Origin of the sequence: Fluviicola taffensis DSM 16823 (genome assembly GCF_943372375.1) — a bacterium.
Classification (GTDB): Bacteria; Bacteroidota; Bacteroidia; order Flavobacteriales_D; family Crocinitomicaceae; genus Fluviicola; species Fluviicola taffensis_A.
In genome coordinates, this window is record NZ_CALRYJ010000014.1 from 52,262 (window position 1) to 73,835 (window position 21,574).

Below are 21,574 nucleotides of genomic sequence, written 5' to 3' on the forward strand. Positions count from 1 at the left end.
TGCCCAAACCAATAATAATTTATAACATGAAAAAGTTAAGTTTACTTTTAGGTGGAATGATTTTAACAACTGCTGTAATGGCGCAAAAACCAACAGAAGGAGCTCCAATGACATTGGAAGGAAATGTTGCTGGTTTAGCTGCTTTCGGTTTTGGAAATTCATCTGCTACTAACTTGAATCCTACAACTAATGGTGGTACTACTCCATCAATCGTTGCTCCAGGATTACGTTTCCGTTACTTTGCTACTGAAAACATCGCAATTCGTTTGTCTTTAGGATTCAGCAGCAACAAAACAACTAACAATTTCTACGAAAACGAAATTGACAACACTGGTGGTGCTGGAACGTATGTATCTAGATTAGGAACTACAACTATCGGAATCGGTGGTGAGTACCATTTCAAAGGAACAGAAAAATTGTCTCCTTATGCAGGTTTAGATATCAACTTCGGTATGGGTAAAGCTACAACTGAAGGAGATCAGTCTGACGGTGCTACTTGGGTAGCTCCAGATTATTCTGAGAAATCAGAGCAAAAAACAGCTGGTTTCGGTGTTGGTCTTATCGCTGGTACTGATTACTATTTCGTAGAGAACTTCTATTTAGGAGTTGAGTTAGGTCTTGGATTTAATTCTTACACTATGAAAGAAGGTACTGCTTCAGTTACATCTGCTGGTGTTACTGTTGAGGCTAAAGGAAATGAAATGAAACAAAGCGGATTCTCTAACAACGTTATGGGTATGTTCCGTTTAGGATGGAGATTCTAATCTAGAATTCATCTTTTAAATACTAAAGGGCTTCTGCTAATTGCAGAAGCCCTTTTTTTATTGAAATAAATTGCCTTTCCATCCATTTTAAGCTAAATTCGCACATGCATTCAACGCAACATATTACAATTACAATTGCAATTGACGGGTTCTCTTCCTGTGGGAAAAGTACCTTAGCGAAAGCACTGGCCAAAAAAATGAATTACACCTTCATTGACTCCGGAGCCATGTATCGCTGTGTTGCACTATATGCGCTGAAAAACGGATGCGCCTTGGGTGCGCACAAAATCAATTTGACATGCATTGTCAACAGTCTTCCAAAAATTCACATTCAATTTGGAGAACCCGATTCCAAAGGCAATCGTCCGGTTCTTTTGAACAACGAAGATGTATCCGATTCAATCAGACAATTGGAAGTTGCAAACATCGTCAGTGAAGTTGCTGCAATCATGGAAGTCCGGGAGTTTTTAGTGAAACAACAGCAGGAACTTGGAAAAAATGGTGGTGTTGTCATGGATGGCAGGGATATCGGAACAGTTGTCTTCCCCAAGGCAGAATTAAAGCTCTTCATTACTGCAAAACCGGAAATCCGTGCACAAAGACGATTCCTGGAATTGAAAGCTAAAGGAGAAACAAATAGCCTCGATGAGATCCTTGAAAACCTGAAACACCGGGATCGGATAGACAGTACCCGAACAATCAGTCCACTAACCCAGGCACACGATGCTTTAGTGGTTGACAACTCCGAAATGAGCGAAACAGAACAATTGGAATATGTTTTAAATCTTGTTAAGAATCATACGCGTGCATAACACTAACTATAACTAAAGTTTACTGATTTAACCGCTTCATAATCTTACTCAAACAGAATATTCATCAAACATTAAGTTTCCTTCGTTGAAATCAATAGTTTGTTCATTTTGTATAAAATCTAACAGTTTCCCACTGTTTTTCCATTGCTTTCGTTTAAATTTGCACACCTATTAATTCAAACCAAATTATGTTATCAATTGGAAAAATAACAGAAGAAATCATTGGAAGAAGTCCATTCTTGCGTGAGGCCATGACAGACGACCTAATCAATATCTCTTCGTTAGCAAGAAAAATCAAACCTGAGATTGAAGAAGCGTTAGGAAAGGAAGTAAAAGAAGGAGCGATTGTAATGGCAATCAAACGGATGTCTCCCGGTCTTTACCACCGCTTAAATATTAAAATCACCAACATCATTGGAGAGTTGGGTGACTTTTTGGTCCGATCAAACCTGGAAGACTTTACATTTGAAAATACGGAATCATTGCGTTTAAAGCAATCGGATCTGGTTCAACTGGTAAATTCGGAATCAGATATCTTCTACACCATTTGCCGAGGGGTTACTGAAACAACTGTTATTTGCTCGCAAAGCATTTCCCCAAGAGTTGAGAACTTACTGATCAATGAGCGATTAAAATCACACACAAGAGATTTGGCGTCCATTACAGTGAAGCTTCCTGCAGTGAATTCAGAGGTATATGGTATCTATTACTATATTTTGAAACACCTTGCCTGGGAAGGTCTTAACATCGTAGAAATCGTTTCAACGGCAAATGAATTTACAATTATCGTAAAACAAGATCATGTCGACAAAGCATTCAAAGTGCTTATGCAATTGAAAAGAGGAAAATAAAAAAAGCTCCAACAAATGTTGGAGCTTTTTTATTTTCCTGTAGGGACGCAATGCATTGCGTCCCTACATTTTTCATTTCAATTCGTACACCTTTCCGGTACCATTCAACAATACATCTGTACCAAGTGGGTTTCCCTTGTAAAAAATATTCCCTGATTCGGTGATGTATCCGTGAATAATCAAATTATCGGCATTGATCTTCATATCACCGACTGTTTCCGAAGCAACGTAAATAGAGTCTGTCACCGTCAATCCCGTCACATCGCAATAACTGTTGCTCTTCGCACAAATCCGTGCTTTTTGGGTAATACCTGTCAAGGTAAAATTACACCATCCGTGATTCGCTTCTGCATCAATCTGAATGGCGTTCAGATCCAAATTGACATCTCCTGCCCCATCCCGACTATAAAAGGTGAAATAATCCGTATAGATCGTTCCCTGACTTCTCAATGGTTCTGTTCCTATGAAACGAATGTTGATCAATTTGGTGAAATGAATTTCGGCAACAACCACTTTCTTCGCATTTCTCAAGAAACCGCATCTGTTTTTATTTTCGATTGTCAGTAAACCATCGGCAACATTCACCTCGATCAGATTCAATAGGTTTTTCCCTCCTTTCAAAACCACCTTATCCAATGAATCCTGGATCAGCACATATTCCACATGTTCCTTCAACTCCAAACGGTTAAAAGAAGCAAGTGGAATCTCCTTGGTTGTTTCAGAGCCTAAAAACTTGAAGCAAGTCCTGTTTTCCGGTTTTTTACATGAAAAAACCAGTAACGCGATGAACAAAATAAAAAAACTACTTCGCATGATATCTTCCCTTATAGTTAAAGGTGTATCCAACACCATATTCAATATAATCAGCTTTCGCCCAATGTGATTTCAGAACCAAATTCAACAATAAGCCATTTTGGAACTGGTAGCGCATTCCTACCCGGTGATAGAACATCCCGTCAGGATCATAGCGATCCTTGATATAAGCTCCCATACCGATTACAAACCGAAATTTATCCAAAGGGATATTGTAACCGACAAAAGCCCCCACCTGCAGAATCGTCGCTTGTGTTTTGGGAATATAATCCCTGTAATGTAGAATGGATTGCTTTGAGATCACGTCCAGCGCGATTTCCATTCCAACTTTCGGCTTAAATTGCTTGTGGAGTATTCCACTTAGTGCAAAAACAGGATAGCGCTTTCCTCCTGTCGGGAAAATCTGTTTATCTGAAAGAATTCCGACCACCGAAGCATTCCAACTTTTAAAAAAGGGAACGCGTTCGAATTTTGCCAGTTTAAAGTCAGGAGGAGTTTCTTTCTTCTTGAACGTATATTCATAACCCAAACCAACAAAAGGCATATTGACTCCTAAATTAGGCACCTTACTTGATCCATTCGAAAAGTGAGTCATATCCAAACTGTAAATCAAGGCGTGTTCAGGCTTCATGTACCAACGTCCTTGAATACCCAGACAAATAATTGTATTGAGATAGGTACTCATTGGAACATTTTTCGGATTCTTAGTTTGATCAAATACTTTTGTAACTCCACCCAAACCAGCACCAACCTTACACGTAAAAACATGTTTTTCACCTCTTGTCCATGGAAATTCTATGAATCCATAAGCTCCAAAACCATATCCTAAAATCTTCTTGTTTCCTAAATTGGAACCATAAAGCGTTACTCCCATATACGGATTTCGATATTCATCACTCCAATCCTTCGATCGCATGCGCTTGGAAAAAGAAAGCTCCCCGGCAAACAGCCGGTCTTTGGCAAGATGTCCCATCGTACCACGGTGTGCAGCTAAAAACCCCGACTTTCCTTTCAAAGACAAGGCCCAATCATCTATTCTACTTTCCTGAGAATAACAAAATATCGGTAATAAAAAAAACAGCAAGGCAATTTTCATAATCCAAAATTACAAATTTTGTTCTATGTACATTTGCAGTATGGAATTAGCTAATAATAATTTAAACTCCGATCCAAGATTGGAAGCTTTTGCGCGTTTGTTAACTATCATGGATGAATTGCGTGAAAAATGTCCCTGGGACAAGAAACAAACGATTCAATCATTGAGACATTTGACCATTGAAGAAACGTATGAATTGGCCGACGCCATCCAGGAAAATGACTTAACAGGTATTCAAGGTGAATTGGGCGATTTGTTCTTACACTTGGTATTCTATTCCAAAATAGGCTCTGAATTAGGAGCTTTTGATGTAACAAGTGTTCTAAACGGGATTTGTGACAAATTAATTCACCGCCACCCGCATATTTATGGAGATGTGACTGCTGATTCGGAAGAAGAAGTGAAAGCGAATTGGGAGAAAATCAAACTGCAAGAAGGCAAGAAATCGGTTCTGGAAGGCGTTCCGAATACACTTCCTGCTCTCATCAAAGCTATGCGAATTCAAGAAAAAGTAAAAGGGATCGGCTTTGAATGGTCGGACATAGAAGATGTAAAAAACAAAGTGATCGAAGAGTTTTCCGAACTTCACGATGCACAGCAAACCAGAGATCCGGAACAAATTCAGGATGAATTCGGAGATGTGTTGTTCTCTTTGGTGAACTACGCTCGTTTCATCGATATCAATCCGGAAGATGCATTGGAATCTACCAACAGGAAGTTCAAGGCTCGCTTTCAAAAAATGGAGGAGCTGATAGCTGGTGATGCACAGAACATGACCGAAATGTCCTTGGAGGAGATGGATGTTTATTGGGAGAAGGCTAAGAAGATTCTTCGAGACTCAAGACTATAGACGTAAGACTCAAGACTGGAAATTAGTCTTAAGTCTATTGTCTTTGATCTTCAGTCTTTTTCCCCATTTCAATTTTACATTTTCAATTCTCAATTGGCTTTAAAGCCCGTTTAATCAATAATCTGCACGTTTAATCATTTTTCGAAATTTTCACTCGTTAATTAGTGTTAATTATGTAACTTCGGAACTTCTTTAAACGCATGGTAAAACTTATGAAACAATTTCTCTCCTTAGTTGCATTTTTAACCATTTCAATTGTATCTTTTTCTCAAGATCACACTATACGAGGGTTCGTATTCAATTTTGATAACAGTGAGGTTATTCCGTTTGAAAAAGTCGTATTGATCCCAACTGAAAAAACACAAGCTATCTTAGGAGCAACGACGGATGTCAATGGATTCTTCTCCATTCCGAAAGTTTCCATGGGAACATACCTATTGAAAATACAATCAGTCGAATTCAAAGAATACAACAAAGAAATTAAAGTCAACGAAAAAGGTGGAATCACCGAAGTTCGAATCGAAATCATTCCAATTGATGCAACTGAAGTAGGAGAAGTTGTCATTTCAGCAGAAACAAAAGCAAAAACAACAGAGGTTTTGATGTCTGTTACCAAATTGGATAAAAAAGGATTGGAACGCATCCCGTCAGTAGGTGCTGAAAATGATATTACGGCAGCCTTTTCGGTTACTCCCGGAGTTGTAACAACAGGTGACCAGGGAGGTCAGTTATATGTTCGTGGTGGAACACCGATTCAAAATAAGGTATTGTTGGATGGAATGACGATTTACAATCCATTTCACTCAATCGGATTCTTTTCCATTTTCGAAACCGAATTAGTTAAAAACGTAGATATCTATACAGGAGGTTTTGATTCCAAATACGGAGGAAGAATCTCTTCTGTGATGGACATTACTTACCGCGACGGAAATAAGAAAAACTTCGGAGGAAAGGTATCCGTTTCCCCGTTCCTTGCAAAACTGGTTGTAGAAGGTCCGATGTATCGCGCCAAAGAAGGTCGTGCCGGAGCTGGATCATTCATTTTCTCAGCGAAACATTCCTTATTGGATTATACTTCCAAAGATCTATACCGCGGAGTAAACAACGGGAATGGACTTCCATACAAATTCACAGACTTATACGGGAAACTAACATTCGCTACGGGTCAAGGTTCCAAAATTTCCGTATTCGGATTCAGTAATACGGATAAAGTAAATTACAACGAATCCGCTTCGTTAGACTTCCAGCAAGCCGGCGGTGGATTGTCTTGGATCCTTCTTCCGGGTGGTGGTAAAACATTTATCAAGGGACATTTGACTGCATCCAGTTACAAAACACATTTTGAAGAAATTGGCTCACAACCACGTACAAGTTCGATTTTCGGTACAGACCTTGGATTTGACTTCTCCTACTTCCTGAAAAAGGAAAGTCAGATCGATTACGGGATCGGGATCAATATTTTCAAAACAGATTATTTGACATACAATGAAGTCGCTTCCAAAATCCAGGATCAAAACAATACGGTTGAGATCGGTGGATATGTGAATTACAAGTTTGTTTCAAATCGTTTTGTTATTCAACCGGGACTTCGGGTACAAGCCTATGCGAGTTTGAGTACGATTTCACTTGAACCGAGATTGGGAGTCAAATACAATGCAACAGATTACTTCCGCTTAAAATTATCAGGAGGACGTTATTCCCAAAACTTTACCACAGCTTCTTCGGATCGGGATATTGTGAACTTGTTCAATGGGCTTTTGAGCGCTCCTTCAAATGTTCAGGCGAACTTCGTTACAGAAAGCGGTAAAGAGAAAAATCCTAAAAACGGAATCCAATACTCTTGGCATGCAATTGTAGGTGCTGAATTTGACCTGACAAAAAACCTATCCCTGAATATCGAGGGATATTTCAAATATTTCCCGCAATTAAGTAATATCAACGTAAATAAATTATATGATGATGTTTCCGAATTCTCCAAGGAAGATGATGTCTACAAGAAAGACTTCCTAATTGAAAGTGGAAAATCTTATGGGGTGGATGTATTATTGAAATACACCCTGAACCGCTTGTTCTTATGGGGAGTTTACTCATACGGTAAATCAACCAGATGGGATGGATTCACGACTTATGCTCCTGTATTTGACAGAAGACACAATATTAACATCGTTGCCTCTTATGCTTTCGGAAAGAAAAAGGATTTGGAAGTGAACATGCGTTGGAACTTTGGTTCAGGTCTTCCATTCACTCCGACATCCGGTTATTATCAAACGGAATCATTCGGTCAGGGAGTTACGACAGATTATACAACAAGCAATTCCTCATCTGTAGGAGTCCTTTTAGGTGAGTTCAACTCGAAAAGACTTCCAACTTACCACCGATTGGACATTACTGTGAAAAAACAGTTTAAATTCAAAAACAAAACAGAACTTGAAATCATTGCTGCTGTTACGAATGCTTACAACAGAAAGAATATTTTCTATGTGAATCGTGTTACCAACGAAAAGATTTATCAATTCCCATTCTTACCGAGTTTAGGGGTCAGTTATAAATTCTAACTATCTCATTGAAAAGCGTGTTATTGATAACACGCTTTTTTTATTAACATTAAAAGCAACCACTATTCAATAGTTTCGTTTTATATTCGAACACGAAACTAAATACTATGTACTACTACTATAGAGCAAAGCTAATGCATTGTCTAATAACCGCTTCGCTTGCACTTTTTTCAACTACAAGCTTCGGTCAAACACAGGCAACTGTAGATTCATTAAGATCGGTTCGTTCTCAATTGATTTCAAGCAACCAATCCACCACTGACGTGGACTTGCTATTGCATCAATCGGGAAATAATCCTACTTGTATCATTCATCAATCCGATGATTACACCTTCACTTTTGTCCCTTACCAGCCACTAGGAAACGAGCAACGGGAGCAAAAAATGAATCTTCGGTTAAAAGCACATTACACCTACTTAAACGTGATTGACTTCAGTGATGATTTCACTTCTGTGCGAATTACCTGTAATGAACAACTCACACCTGCAATTATCAATGAATTAATTATACATTTCGGATACAACGGCTATGAAACACATTAAATCACTATTCGTTACTCTCCTCCTCTCATTTTCCTTTTATATTGTTATTCCGACAGCGATCGGGACGAACTCTGCAAACGCTCAATGTACAACAAATACCTCCATTTGTACACCGGGAACTGCAGGACCATTTACCTTCGTAACCCCAGGACCTTATGTGAGTTCATGCCTGGATTTTTTCGGACCAAATATGGGATACATTATCTTGCATATTACTACTTCTGGTCCTCTAAACATGTTGATTGATGGAAATTCAAGTACAGGATTCCTGGATGTATCCGTATTCAATATCCCGAATGGACAGGCTCCATGCACAGCAATTCAGAATCTAAGTAATGAGATCGGATGTAATTATGCCAGTGCATCAAGTGGATGCAATCAATTTGGAACATCGTTTCCATGTTCTTCTTCCGTACCTGCTCCCATGGTGACTGCAGGACAGGAAATCATGATTGTCGTTGAAAACTGGAGTGGATCTTCCAGTAGTTTCACCATGCAACTGGGACCAACAGGAGCTCAAACAGGACCTCCAAATCCGGCTATCACTCCTGCCGGACCGTTTTGTATTTCTTCAGGATCAACTCAATTGATTGCAGCTGACATGGGTGGGACTTGGTCCGGACCAGGAGTTTCAGCTACAGGAATGTTTAATCCTGCTGCTGCCGGACTTGGAACTCATACTATCAACTATTCAGTTGGGGTTGCACCTTGCAATTCTGCTTCATCCACTACCATTACTGTAAACAGTGCAACTGTCACTCCACCTGCAGCTCAAACGATCTGCTCAGGAGGAAGCGCAACACTCACAGCAAGTGGCGCAGGAACTTATACCTGGTCACCTTCTACCGGTTTATCGGCAACAACAGGCGCCACCGTAACTGCAAGTCCGGCTTCAACAACAACTTATACCGTAACCGGAAATACAGCCGGTTGTACCAGCAGTGGAACTGTCACTGTTACCGTTGCTCCTCTCACGGTCGGTGTTTCTCCGAATGCAAGTATCTGTTCCGGAGGTTCAACCACTTTAACGGCAACCGGAGCAACCAATTATACTTGGTCGCCAGCGACAGGATTATCCTCCACTACCGGTGCTTCTGTTACAGCAAATCCAACGACAACGACAACTTATACGGTTACCGGAACTACCGGTTCGTGTTCATCCACTGCAACTGTAACGGTCACAGTTACTCCATTAAACCTAACGGTTTCTCCCAATGCAAGTATTTGCACTGGTGCTTCAACAACACTGACAGCGAGTGGCGCTACCAGCTATGCGTGGTCTCCACCAACCGGTTTATCTGCATCAACAGGAGCTAGTGTCAGCGCAAGTCCAACCACCACCACAACGTACACGGTTACCGGAACGACCGGAACATGCTCAGCCACGGGAACCGTAACTGTAACGGTTACACCCCTCGCTCTTACATTATCTCCAAATACAAGTATCTGTAATGGTGGATCAGCCACATTGACTGCAGGAGGTGCGACCAATTATACATGGACACCATCAACAGGTTTATCTTCCACTACTGGAGCTACTGTTACAGCAAGTCCAACTACAACGACAACCTACACCGTTTCAGGAACAAGCGGAAGCTGCTCCTCTTCCCTGTCAGTAACTGTAACTGTGAGCCCGATTGTAGTTACCGTTACACCAAGTACCAGTATTTGTAATGGATCTTCAACGACATTAACTGCCGGTGGGGGAACAAATTACACCTGGTCACCGGCAACGGGTTTATCTTCCGCTTCAGGAACAAGCGTGATAGCAAATCCTGCAACAACGACAACTTACACGGTTACCGGAACGACTGGAACCTGTTCGAATACTGCAACAATGACCCTTACTGTAAATCCGATTCCGACCGTAACTGCGACCAACAACGGACCTTTATGTGAAGGAAGTACAATACAACTTCAGGCTAACAGTTTACCGGGAACAAATTATAACTGGTCCGGACCAAACGGATTTACTGCTTCGACACAAAATAGTTCTGCACCAGCTACAATGACTGCAGCCGGAACGTATACTGTCACGACCTCTTTAAATGGTTGCACCTCTTCCACCACAACAAATGTTGTTATCAATTCGACTCAGATACCTGTGGTCAATCCTGCCGGACCTTTCTGTGAAGCAACTTCAAACGTATTTCTTTCTGCCAATGTCTCTGGCGGAACGTGGTCCGGAACAGGAATAGTTGATGTTACAACCGGTGAGTTTTCACCTTTGCAAGCAGGAGTAGGATCACATGTGATAACTTATACAGTTACCGGTGGTTGTTCCACCCCGGGAACAACATCCATTCAGGTAAATGCGATGCCGGTCATTCAAATATCCAATCCGGTTGCTGCAGGTTGCGCGCCATTCACGGCAACTTTGGTCGATGCAAGTTCTCCAACCAGCGGTTCTATAACTTGGGACTTTGGTGATGGGACGGCAAACTCCAATCAGCTAAACAATACGAACCATACTTTCAATAGTCCGGGTTGTTACGATGTGACTGTCACTTCCGTCAGTACTGCCGGATGTTCAACTACAACTGCTTTCCCCGGATTTATTTGTGTATTACCGAATGCTATTGCTGCGTTCTCTGTAAATGATCCGATACACGGTTTGATGAATCCTGAATTCCATACATTCAATACTTCGTCCAATGCTTCTATCTATTCCTGGGATTTTGGTGATGGGGATTTCAGTAATCTATTCAATCCAAGTCATACCTATTCGGAAGATGCCGGGAGCTATGTGATCACATTGATTGCAAATAATGCGGGAAATTGTCCGGATACAGCAAAAGTGACGGTGACCATTCAAGAGGAATTGGTTTACTATGTTCCAAACACATTCACTCCTGACGGCGATGAATTCAACAATGTATTCTTTCCGGTATTCACTTCCGGATTTGACCCTTACAATTATACCTTAACGATCTATAATCGTTGGGGAGAGACCTTGTTTGAATCAAATGACACCAAATTCGGTTGGGACGGAACGTATAATGGAGAATTGTGTAAAACGGGAATCTATACCTGGACCATTCGTTTCAAATCTTCGCAATCGGATAAAAAGATTACAAAGACCGGACATGTCCAGTTATTAAAATAAAAAAAGAGGCTTGGGCCTCTTTTTTTATTTTGTTCAAAAGGTTGAAGCTTTGAACGCTTTTAATTACTTGTTTGCTTGAATGTAATCCCACTTTTCCTGGGTTGTTTTCTTTGTTTTAATTTCTTTGTTCATCGTCTTCAACAAATTTTTGTCTTTTGTAGCGATGGTATACATTAGTTCCAAATCTTTTGACAATTCCGCAACAGATGCAATAAATTTTTCTGCATTCTCAGGAGATTTTTGAGCTTGAACCTCCTTCACTTTCGAATTCCAAACCTCTGTTAAACCGTCGGATAATGCCCCATAAATGGGAGTTGCTACTACCGGAGCAACATACTGATTCACATTCTGCAATACATTTCTTTCGAACGAGGACTGCATACGATCCATATCTCTTTCAGCCTGATAGTAGTTGTTCAGTTTCTGTTTTGCATTGTAGTCTTCTAATTGTTTCTTATTGTAAACGGTATTCAACTCAATAAAACCAAGAAGTTCTCCTTCGGAATACTTGTTTCTAAACTGATAAGTTTCATTCGCATCAAAGTATCCCTCTTCACCAGTGATAAAACTACCGTATACAGCAATTTTACGTGAAACAGGTGTTGGACCTTCGTATTCGATCAAATCCTTTCCCAGTGTTCTGTAATCCGTTTCTTTGAATTTTTTATTGTCATACGCATAAACAGGAACAATTCCCTTTCCGGCATATTTTTTTGTATTCAGTACTGACTCCAGTTCATGAATGTATGAAAAGTTAACCCTGTCATTACGCAAATACGAGACGATGATCACATCATACTTATATGCTTTTTTAAATGCTGCAAGATCCAAATCAACTACAAAGTTCTGCTCAACACTACCTGTTGGACTTAGACGCAAATCAACTTTTTCACCTGATTTCACTCCTGTTTTGATTCCATCAGCTACATTTACTTTTGAAAATTTGAATTGTGCATTTACCGAATTCGAGAAAATAAAAACAGCGCTTACCAGTACTATTTTAAACCATTTTTGATTGATCATTTTGTAAATTTTTCCACAAAACTAATCAATCTCCATCCCCCATATCTGCGAAATTTATATTCGCCAGCATCTAATTGATAAGCGTTTTAAAGTTCCTTAAACTCATTGAGAGAATCCGTTCATTAACTCTTCAAACTCAACTTTTCCGGTATTCGGCTTACCATTCTAATTTCTAGACTCTTATCCTTTACGCTTTCCAATATTCAAATGCTTTTTTCTGAGCGGAATTCGGATTTTCGATGATTTGAACTCCATACTCCAAATAGAAACTGCGTTGAACTTCCGGTAAAGGCAATTCGACTAGTTTCCCTTGACGAAGAACTGTTAATCGTTTGTTCTGATCATCCAGGTAATTCAACCATTGATCAATATCCCCATTCAACTTAAACTCATTGACTGCGATGATTTCGTCGTTGATCATCAGACCAGCCAGATCTGCCGGCGAACCCGGATAGATTGCTGCAACCTGAAAATGATTTCCAATCTGCAATGCCTTAAATCCAATTCTACCTGCCGAATATTTGTAATTCGGTTTATGAGTCAGTTCCAAACCGATTGATTCCAATGCTTCCGTCAAGATCGCTTCAAAAGGTCGTGTCCCGTAGAAATAATCCTTCACCAACTCTTCGATGCTTTCACCTCCCAATTCTTTCAATAATCCAATGTAATCTTCTTCACTTACTCCTTTGTTATTGAGTGCAAAGTTGAAATACAGGCGTTTCATCAATTCATCCAGTCCATGCTTATTCCCGGAATGTTCCCGGATCTTGACATCACATACAAAGGCCAACAAACAACCTTCCGTATAGATAGAAACTTTCCGACCCGGAGTTCCTGCCGAATAACCATCCAACCAGGTATCATAGGACGAATCCGCAACCGAGTAATGGAACCGCCCGAAATTATCGAAGTGTTTTTGCAACTGTCCCGTAAATTCATGCAGGTATTGCTCCAAATCAAAAACTCCTGATTTATACAACATCAAATCGCCCATGTAGGTAGTCACACCTTCACACAGATATCCCAATCTGGATAGATTCTCACGTTGGTAATCATACGGATACATCTCAATTGGGCGAATGGCTTTCACATTCCAGGTATGATATAGTTCATGAGAAGAAACTCCCAATAATTCGGTGTAAAGCGCTCCGAAAACATCATAAGTCGGTCCAAGCGCGATCACTGTGGATTTCTGGTGTTCCACTCCATGATATGCTTTATAAGGTAGAATATGAAACAGGAAGTGGTAGTGAGGAACCGGAAATTCCATGAACTTCTCTATCTGTTTATCCGTAAAGGCTTTAAAATCTTTGATTATACGTGACCAATCGACAATGCAATCTCCCTGGAACCACAAATGAAAGATCGTCCCATTCGATTCGTACTGGTTGTATTGCAAAGTAGCTGAGCAAATGAAAGGTGAATCTGCCAACTCGTCAAAATTGGCTGCACGCAGCACATTCCCTTCGCGCTCCATCGAACCTGCGATATTCCAATCTGCAGGAATGTTCAAAATCACTTCGCAAGCCTCCTCCTTCTTTCCATCCTGATAGATAAAACAGTTTACCGGATTGGCATACAATAGTTCTTTCGTCAAATAGGTTGATCCGGCGTTTAATTCAGAAGCATAATAGCTGTATTCCACCCGAATGGTTGTGGGTTCCTTTACACGGATTTCCCAGGAAGAAAGATCCACCTTCTGAAAATCAACTGCTTTTCCATCCTGGCTAAATACCTTGAATCCTCTTACATTTTTAGCAAAATTGCCCAACTCATACCTTCCGGGTCTCCATTTCGGTAAATGAATAATGGTATTTGGCGCAACGTTCTCAAAAATTACCTTGAATTGAATGTATTGCTGATTTGCTTGTTCGATTGCTAAATGATACTGAGCCATTTGATGAGTTTTTGCCAAAATTAGAAATTCCACCTAGATTAAGTGGTATTATTCTCAAACCATTTACGGCAAAGGGCACTTTCTATTTTGCTACAAATGCACAAATAAATGGCTCGGCTAATGCACTCGCTTTTTACAAAATCAATAGTTTTGATAGCTTAAAAGAAAAGAGGCGACTGGTAAGCGCCTCCAAAAATTTGTGCATTTGCGGTAAAAATATGATCAAGCATCAATCATGATTATAATCTCTTTTGAATTCAGCTACATATTCGTTCACAATTCCTGAGAATTGATTAATTTCGTGCCATTACCATTTTATTGAAAGAGAAATGAATTACGATATCATAGTTATTGGAAGTGGTCCTGGAGGATACGTTGCAGCTATTCGCGCATCACAATTGGGTTTAAAAACGGCAATTGTAGAACGTGAATCATTGGGTGGAATTTGTTTAAACTGGGGATGTATTCCAACAAAAGCATTATTGAAAAGTGCAAATGTGTTTGAATACATTCAACATGCATCTGATTACGGAATTACTGTAAAGGATTCAAAAGCAGATTTCGGCGGAATGGTTGAACGCTCCAGAGGAGTTGCAAACGGAATGAGTCAGGGGATTCAGTTCTTGATGAAGAAAAACAAGATCGATGTGATCAAAGGTACCGGAGTTGTGAAAGCTGGAAAAAAGGTTGCTGTTACCGGTGAAGATGGTAAAGTGACTGAATATGCTGCTGACAAAGGAATCATCATTGCAACCGGTGCACGTTCCCGTCAATTGCCGAATTTGCCACAAGATGGAACTAAAATCATTGGTTACCGTGAGGCAATGACCTTGAAAACACAGCCTAAAAAATTGGTTGTAGTTGGTTCAGGTGCTATTGGAGTCGAGTTTGCGTATTTCTACAACGCTATCGGAACAGAAGTGACGATTGTCGAATACTTACCGAACGTGGTTCCGATTGAGGACGAAGAAGTATCCAAACAATTAGAGAAATCATTCAAAAAAGCCGGAATTAATATCATGACCAATGCATCTGTTGAAGCAGTTGATACTTCAGGAAAAGGATGTGTTGTAACAGTGAAAACAGCAAAAGGAGAAGAAAAAATCGAATGTGATGTGGTTCTTTCTGCGGTTGGGATTCAGGCAAACATTGAACATATCGGATTGGAAGAATTGGGAATCGTTGTTGACAAAGGACGAATCCTGGTAAATGACTTCTACCAAACAAATATCCCTGGTTACTTTGCAATCGGAGACGTGATTCCTACTGCTGCATTGGCTCACGTAGCTTCTGCAGAAGGAATTATCTGTGTAGAGAAAATTGCAGGTCACCACCCGGAACCATTGGATTATGGAAATATCCCGGGATGTACATACTGTTCTCCGGAAGTTGCTTCAGTTGGAATGACTGAGAAAGCAGCTAAGGAAGCTGGTATGGAGATCAAAATCGGTAAATTCCCATTCTCTGCTTCAGGTAAGGCATCTGCCGCCGGAGCGAAAGATGGTTTCGTGAAATTGATCTTTGATGCGAAATACGGCGAATTATTGGGAGCTCACATGATTGGTGCAAACGTAACTGAAATGATCGCTGAAATCGTTGCTATCCGCAAATTGGAAGTGACCGGAGAAGAGTTGATCAAAACGGTTCACCCTCACCCAACAATGTCTGAGGCAGTAATGGAAGCTGCTGCTGCTGCATATGGAGAAGTGATCCACTTGTAAGAAGTATTTTATCCTATCATAAGGGAGACTCTAACTATAGTGTCTCCCTTTTTTTGTTGGAAAACCTGCAGGAAACCATTCGTTTTATCCAAAAAAATATAATTTTGACCTAAATAACATCAAAACAAATACTTATGAAACATCTTTTACTTTTTATTTTTGGTACCATTCTTAGTTCTGGTATTTATGCTCAAACACAATTATTGGCAGACACTTCTTTAGAAGCAAGTGGCCCTAACAATTCACCTTGGTCTTCTACTTCCACAAACTTTGGAACATCTTTCTGTGATGCTGCAGGATGTGGAACCTGTGGTGGACCTTGTGTTCCAAACAGCGGAAGTTGGTATGCTTGGTTCGGAGGTACCACAAGTGCAGAAACCGGAACAATTGCTCAAGGATTTAATGCAACAACGGCAGGAAGTGGTACTCTAACTTATTTTATGAAAGTTCCATTGAAAGGGGCAATCGGTGATACGCTCTCCATTATTATGGATGGTACTGCTATCGACAAAATAAATACCGTTGATTCCATTGGCGATTATCAGCAAATGACGTTGAATATTGGTGCAGTAACTGTGGGATCTCACAACCTGACAATCCAATTTCAAAAACAAGCCAGTGCAGCAGTTGTAAACGTATTGGTTGATGACGTTAAGTTAACAATCGGCGGTACGGTTGGTGTCGAAGAAATTGACTTCAGCAACGGTATCCAAATTTCCAATAACATCGAAACAGGAAATATTTCTGTCGCATATAACTTTGACGAAATCCAACACATTCGCTTAACGGCAACAGATTTAAGCGGAAAAGTTCTTTACAGTGATTTCCTTGAAAATCAAACAGCAAACATGCAAACAATCAATTCTACAGGTTGGTCTGCCGGAATTTACACGATTTCAATTGTTTCTGACAAAGGACTGGTAAAAAACCACAAAGTGGTTGTAAACTAATCCAAAACAAGAAATATATAAGTCAAAATAAAAAGCCTTCGGAAGAAATTCCGGAGGCTTTTTTGTTAATCTTGCAGGCACGCGATTAATCGTGTGCCTGCAAGATTTATGTTGAAAAATATTCAACCAAACTCCCTATTTGTTCATTTGACAAATTATTTTTCCAACTATCAAATTCGTTGATAGGTTTTCATTTGCTTGAACAACCGACAAATACCTTCCGAGTCACTTAATCTTTAGTTTTCAAAATTTCATTTGACACATCAATTTTTATTGAATTTGTAAAACAAAAATTCTAACTTGGGTCACTGTTAATTCCAAAAACAGAACTGATTCTCTCTTCTTCCCTAGTTAAGTCTAACGAGTTATGACTTTAATATTTTATTGGTAAATAAAACGAATACAACTAGTTACTTATGGCATCACTCAATCCGATTTCAGGTGCTTTGGGTTCCCAAAAAGCTGCGCACTTGTTGCGTCGTGCAACTTTAGGTCCCAAGCTACAAGATATTTCCACTTTCTCCGGAATGACAGCACAGGCGGCGATTACCGCTCTGACTCAGACACAGGCAATTCCAGCCCTTCCCATTGATCCCATGAGCGGTTCAGATTGGGTTTATCCCAATACTGTTAACACGAACCAAAATGCAGAGACATTATCCAACTACACACGTAGCTGGTGGATGGAGAACATGCGTTCTGCCGGTCCGAACCTTACCGAACGGATGATCTGGTTCTACCATACGCACTTTCCAATGATCATGAGTCGAATTGAAGGGAATCCGCAATTTGCAATCGATTACTCACGCTTGCTTCGATTCTACGCTTTGGGAAACTACAAGGACTTGGTAAAGGCCATTTGTATTGATAACGCTATGCTGGTTCATTTGGATGGAAACCTGAATATCAAAGGTGTTCCTCAGGAAAATTTTGCACGTGAGTTTCTGGAATTGTATACCGTAGGAAAAGGAGATGAAGTGAGTTTGGGTAACTACACCAATTTCACGGAACAAGATGTACAGGCGCTCACCAAAGCCTTAACGGGTTGGGGAATTGACACTTCCTACCAGACAATGGATGCGGTAACCAATCTTCCAACAGGAAAAGTAAAAGGAAGTGCAACCACTTCTTCCCAACACGATGTGAGCTCCAAGCAATTCTCCGGTGCATTCAGTAATACCCTGATTCAAACAGGAAGTATTACAGGAACAAATGCTGCCGTGACAGCAGTTTACACGGAATTGAACGATGTAATCGATATGGTATTTGCTTCACCTCATACCGCAAAACACATTTGCAGACGTCTTTACAGGGAATTCGTTTATTACAATATCACTCCCGAGGTGGAGACCGATATCATCGAGCCATTGGCAAATACATTAGTCAGTAACAATTACGACATCACTTCGGTACTGGAAGTTCTATTCCAAAGTGAACACTTTTACGATCTGGATACTCCCATTACGGAAGACAACAACATTGGTGCAATCATTAAATCACCGATGGATCTGGTTATCGGAACCATGCGCTTATTCAATTTGACGGTGCCTGATAAGACAACTCAATTGGCGGCACATTACGAACTCTACGACCAACTCATCGGGCAATTGGACCTGCAAGGGCTACAATTTTTTGAACCATACGATGTAGCCGGATATGAGCCTTATTACCAATTCCCGGATTATCACCGGTATTGGATCTCGTCCAATTACCTGGCTAACCGCTATAAATTTTCAGAACTTCTGATCAGCGGATTTACCGGAATGAGTGGAGTTTTACTGAAATTGGATGTGGTGGAATTCGTAGACACCAATTGTTCTAATCCGGGCGATGCAACGATCCTTGTACAGGAATTAGTGAGTTGGCTCTTCCCAATGACTATCGATTCGACGCGTTTCAATTATTTCAGGGATACGGTTTTGCTGGATCAACTTCCGGCTTCAAACTGGACGACAGAGTGGAATAATTATGTCAATACCAGCAGTGATGTGAATGTAAGGCTCCAATTGGAAGCACTGATCACTGCGATGATGCAAACACCGGAATACCAACTATTTTAATAACCAGGCTTTATGGATAGAAGAGACTTTGTACGCATTTCATCTTTAGTAGGAACTGGAGTGCTTTTAAAACTAAATGGTATTTCATTACACGCGGCTCAACCCGATGGAATTTTGGAGTCCATGGCAAAATCAAGCCTGAATGATAAAATACTGGTGCTAATTCAGTTGCATGGAGGAAACGATGGCTTAAACATGGTTATTCCGATCAATCAATATGGAAATTATTACAACTTGCGTCCGAATATTGCAATTCCGCAAAGTGGAACGCGCCATTACATCACCTTGGATCCGAATTTACCGACCAACAAGCAGGTAGGACTTCATCCGGACATGGTCGGTTCAAAAGCCATGTATGATGCCGGAAATATGGCAATCATCCAAAATGTTTCGTATGAAAACATGAACGGTTCACATTTCCGTAGTCGGGATGTCTGGTACATGGGTGGAAATTACGACGACTACTTCAATTCGGGTTGGATGGGTCGTTATTTCGAATACTATCATCCAAACTACCCAACCGGTTATCCGAGTGCCACTATTCCCGACCCATTAGCACTTGAAATAGGAACAGGAGTATCACTTGCATTTCATAGAGAACAAGGAATACCTGCGGGACTTTCAATCCAAAACCCCGATGCATTCTATAACCTGATCAACAGTGTTGGGACTGAAGAACCTACCAATTTCCCTCCTACACATGCGGGTGATGAAATCGAATACATCATGCAGATCGAAAGACAATCGAACAATTACGCTGAGCGATTAAGAGACGTCTACGATGCCGGCTCGAATTCCGGGACAGTTTATCCGGATTTATATCCATACATTGCTCCTAGCGGCTCTTTGAACAATCCTTTGGCACCTCAGTTGAAAATTGTTTCGCGTTTGATCAGTGGAGGAATTGGAACAAAGATTTTCTTGTGCCGAATCGGTGGATTTGATACACATGCCAATCAGGTGATCAATAACAATACAACCATGGGCTCACATGCCGCATTGTTATACCATATTTCTTCAGCAGTAAAAGCATTTTACGATGATTTGGGAAATTTAGGATTGGCTGATCGCGTTCTGACGATGACCTTCTCCGAATTCGGACGTCGGGTTGCATCCAATGCAAGTTACGGAACAGATCACGGGAATGCAGCTCCGATGCTGGTTTATGGAACCTGCTTAAATCCGGGAGTTTATGGAGACAATCCCGATCTGCAAAACCTGCAAAACGGAAACATTCCACTACAACACGATTACCGCCAGGTATTCACTTCGGTAGTGAAAGACTGGTTTGGTGCACCTGATGCGGCAATTCAACATGTCAAGTTTGAGAATTTTGTTGCCAATCGGGTGGATTATATTGCATGCAAGGAGTTGAGTGTATCCGAGATGTTCAAGGAGAATTTGTGGCTGAAATGCTATCCGAATCCGACCAACTCCAGTATCAGCATATCCTATCTGTTGCAGAAGGAAACCAAAGTACACATTGAGGTGAAAGATATTTCCGGACGAATCGTAGGAAATATTGCAGATGCCCCAAGTGTTCCCGGTGAACATGTACTTGATTTCAATTTATCCGGTTATGCCAATGGAACGTATTTCGTTACGCTTATTGCAAATGACAGTGTAGTACTTACTGAAAAAGTAATCCTTTCAAAATAATGATATTCAAACGCTTTTCACTTCTTCTATCAGTCCTTCTATTCAGCTTGAATGGATGGTCTCAAAAAAAATACACTGTGCATCGGCAAAACAAAATCTACATCGGATTATTGGGTGGTATGAATTTCAGCAACGCGCATGTGGTTAAGGATTACAGTCTGTTAGTGACAACTCCTCAATCTGCCATCAATAATGAGGATACGGAAAAGGATTATCAAAAATTATTCAAAAACAAAGGTTCCCAATTCGGATTGTACCTTTCCTACTCTTTTTCCAAGAATCTTTCGGTTGTTTTTGAACCATCCTATCAAACCAATAGCTTCAATTACCGTACAGCTTATTCCTGGTCGGATACGGTGAATGGTTCAGACTTTTCCATGGAAATGATGCACCAACAAAAATTGTCTGGTGTGAACCTTCCCTTGTTGGTTCGTTGGGACTTTACGGTTTCCCAATTCTCACCGTATGTACAAGCCGGGATTTTTACCAATTTCAAGAATCAGGCTAAAAAAACCATCTTCTATGATTATGCGATTGATAGCGAAGTAGACAAAAAAACGGCAGATAAGACCGGCGAAGCGGACATGACAGAACACATCAACAAAGCCAATTTCGGGCTTTCTGCGGGTGTTGGATTCACCTATTTCGCCAATTATTTTGCTGTCAGTTTGGAAAGCAATTTCCAATACGGATTCCGCTCCATAGTGAATGATCAAAATCGCTATGCAGATTACACGGGCTTCAGTGTTCAATATCTGGATGTATTGGATCAGTTAAAACTCATGAATTTGAATTTCCAATTGACAGTCATGTTCCCGATCGACAATTCCATCTCACTCGGAATACTTAGAAAAAGCAGACATTAATTGAAATCA

General features: G+C 40.5%; 16 protein-coding genes. 12 read left to right on the forward strand and 4 right to left on the reverse strand.

The genetic code is table 11. The features are described from left to right. Positions 1-26 precede the first annotated feature (26 nt). From AAG807_RS16790 to AAG807_RS16800, 3 genes are all read left to right on the forward strand, one after another. A complete protein-coding gene (locus AAG807_RS16790) occupies positions 27-764 on the forward strand; it encodes an outer membrane beta-barrel protein (protein WP_341906445.1) in 738 nt (245 codons plus the stop codon). A gap of 104 nt (positions 765-868) precedes the next feature. Beyond that, on the forward strand, positions 869-1,576 hold the full coding sequence (cmk, locus tag AAG807_RS16795) for a (d)CMP kinase (RefSeq protein WP_341906447.1): 708 nt from the start codon (positions 869-871) through the stop codon (positions 1,574-1,576). A gap of 188 nt (positions 1,577-1,764) precedes the next feature. After that, positions 1,765-2,427: an aspartate kinase gene (locus tag AAG807_RS16800; protein ID WP_341906449.1), complete on the forward strand. Its 663-nt coding sequence runs from the start codon at positions 1,765-1,767 to the stop codon at positions 2,425-2,427. Positions 2,428-2,499: 72 nt separating this feature from the next. On the opposite strand, the gene AAG807_RS16805 is transcribed toward AAG807_RS16800, so the two are convergent. Next, positions 2,500-3,240 carry a DUF2807 domain-containing protein gene (locus AAG807_RS16805; protein WP_341906452.1) on the reverse strand — a complete coding sequence of 247 codons (741 nt, stop codon included), beginning with the start codon at positions 3,238-3,240 and terminating at the stop codon, positions 2,500-2,502. Further along, positions 3,230-4,336, reverse strand: a complete 1,107-nt coding sequence (locus AAG807_RS16810; RefSeq protein WP_341906454.1) for an acyloxyacyl hydrolase — start codon at positions 4,334-4,336, stop codon at positions 3,230-3,232. The genes AAG807_RS16805 and AAG807_RS16810 overlap by 11 nt, the downstream gene beginning before the upstream one ends. A gap of 40 nt (positions 4,337-4,376) precedes the next feature. Here AAG807_RS16810 and mazG point away from each other — a divergent pair, with 40 nt between their 5' ends. From mazG to AAG807_RS16830, 4 genes are all read left to right on the forward strand, one after another. Beyond that, positions 4,377-5,186, forward strand: coding sequence for a nucleoside triphosphate pyrophosphohydrolase (mazG, locus tag AAG807_RS16815; protein WP_341906455.1), 810 nt, complete (start codon positions 4,377-4,379; stop codon positions 5,184-5,186). 212 nt (positions 5,187-5,398) lie between these two features. Next, positions 5,399-7,741, forward strand: a complete 2,343-nt coding sequence (locus tag AAG807_RS16820) for a TonB-dependent receptor plug domain-containing protein (protein WP_341906456.1) — start codon at positions 5,399-5,401, stop codon at positions 7,739-7,741. 107 nt (positions 7,742-7,848) lie between these two features. Beyond that, positions 7,849-8,283: a hypothetical protein gene (locus tag AAG807_RS16825; RefSeq protein ID WP_341906458.1), complete on the forward strand. Its 435-nt coding sequence runs from the start codon at positions 7,849-7,851 to the stop codon at positions 8,281-8,283. Beyond that, complete coding sequence (locus AAG807_RS16830) at positions 8,270-11,389, forward strand: PKD domain-containing protein (RefSeq protein WP_341906460.1); 3,120 nt, start codon at positions 8,270-8,272, stop codon at positions 11,387-11,389. Before AAG807_RS16825 ends, AAG807_RS16830 begins: the two co-directional genes overlap by 14 nt. A 63-nt stretch (positions 11,390-11,452) precedes the next feature. On the opposite strand, the gene AAG807_RS16835 is transcribed toward AAG807_RS16830, so the two are convergent. Further along, entirely contained in the window at positions 11,453-12,412 is a 960-nt protein-coding gene (locus AAG807_RS16835) for a hypothetical protein (protein WP_341906461.1), read from the reverse strand. A 187-nt stretch (positions 12,413-12,599) separates the two neighbouring features. Further along, positions 12,600-14,309, reverse strand: coding sequence for a PDZ domain-containing protein (locus AAG807_RS16840; RefSeq protein ID WP_341906463.1), 1,710 nt, complete (start codon positions 14,307-14,309; stop codon positions 12,600-12,602). Positions 14,310-14,638: 329 nt separating this feature from the next. Here AAG807_RS16840 and lpdA point away from each other — a divergent pair, with 329 nt between their 5' ends. The 5 genes from lpdA to AAG807_RS16865 all read left to right on the forward strand — a co-directional run bounded on the left by lpdA (position 14,639) and on the right by AAG807_RS16865 (position 21,565). Next, the gene (gene lpdA / locus AAG807_RS16845) at positions 14,639-16,030 is read left to right on the forward strand and encodes a dihydrolipoyl dehydrogenase (protein ID WP_341906465.1); all 1,392 of its coding nucleotides are present in this window, start codon (positions 14,639-14,641) and stop codon (positions 16,028-16,030) included. 134 nt (positions 16,031-16,164) lie between these two features. Beyond that, positions 16,165-16,980 carry a T9SS type A sorting domain-containing protein gene (locus AAG807_RS16850; protein ID WP_341906467.1) on the forward strand — a complete coding sequence of 272 codons (816 nt, stop codon included), beginning with the start codon at positions 16,165-16,167 and terminating at the stop codon, positions 16,978-16,980. A gap of 416 nt (positions 16,981-17,396) precedes the next feature. Then, on the forward strand, positions 17,397-19,040 hold the full coding sequence (locus AAG807_RS16855; protein ID WP_341906468.1) for a DUF1800 family protein: 1,644 nt from the start codon (positions 17,397-17,399) through the stop codon (positions 19,038-19,040). Positions 19,041-19,052: 12 nt separating this feature from the next. Then, positions 19,053-20,699 carry a DUF1501 domain-containing protein gene (locus AAG807_RS16860; protein ID WP_341906470.1) on the forward strand — a complete coding sequence of 549 codons (1,647 nt, stop codon included), beginning with the start codon at positions 19,053-19,055 and terminating at the stop codon, positions 20,697-20,699. Next, positions 20,699-21,565, forward strand: a complete 867-nt coding sequence (locus AAG807_RS16865; protein WP_341906473.1) for a hypothetical protein — start codon at positions 20,699-20,701, stop codon at positions 21,563-21,565. Before AAG807_RS16860 ends, AAG807_RS16865 begins: the two co-directional genes overlap by 1 nt. The last annotated feature ends 9 nt before the right edge of the window (positions 21,566-21,574 follow it).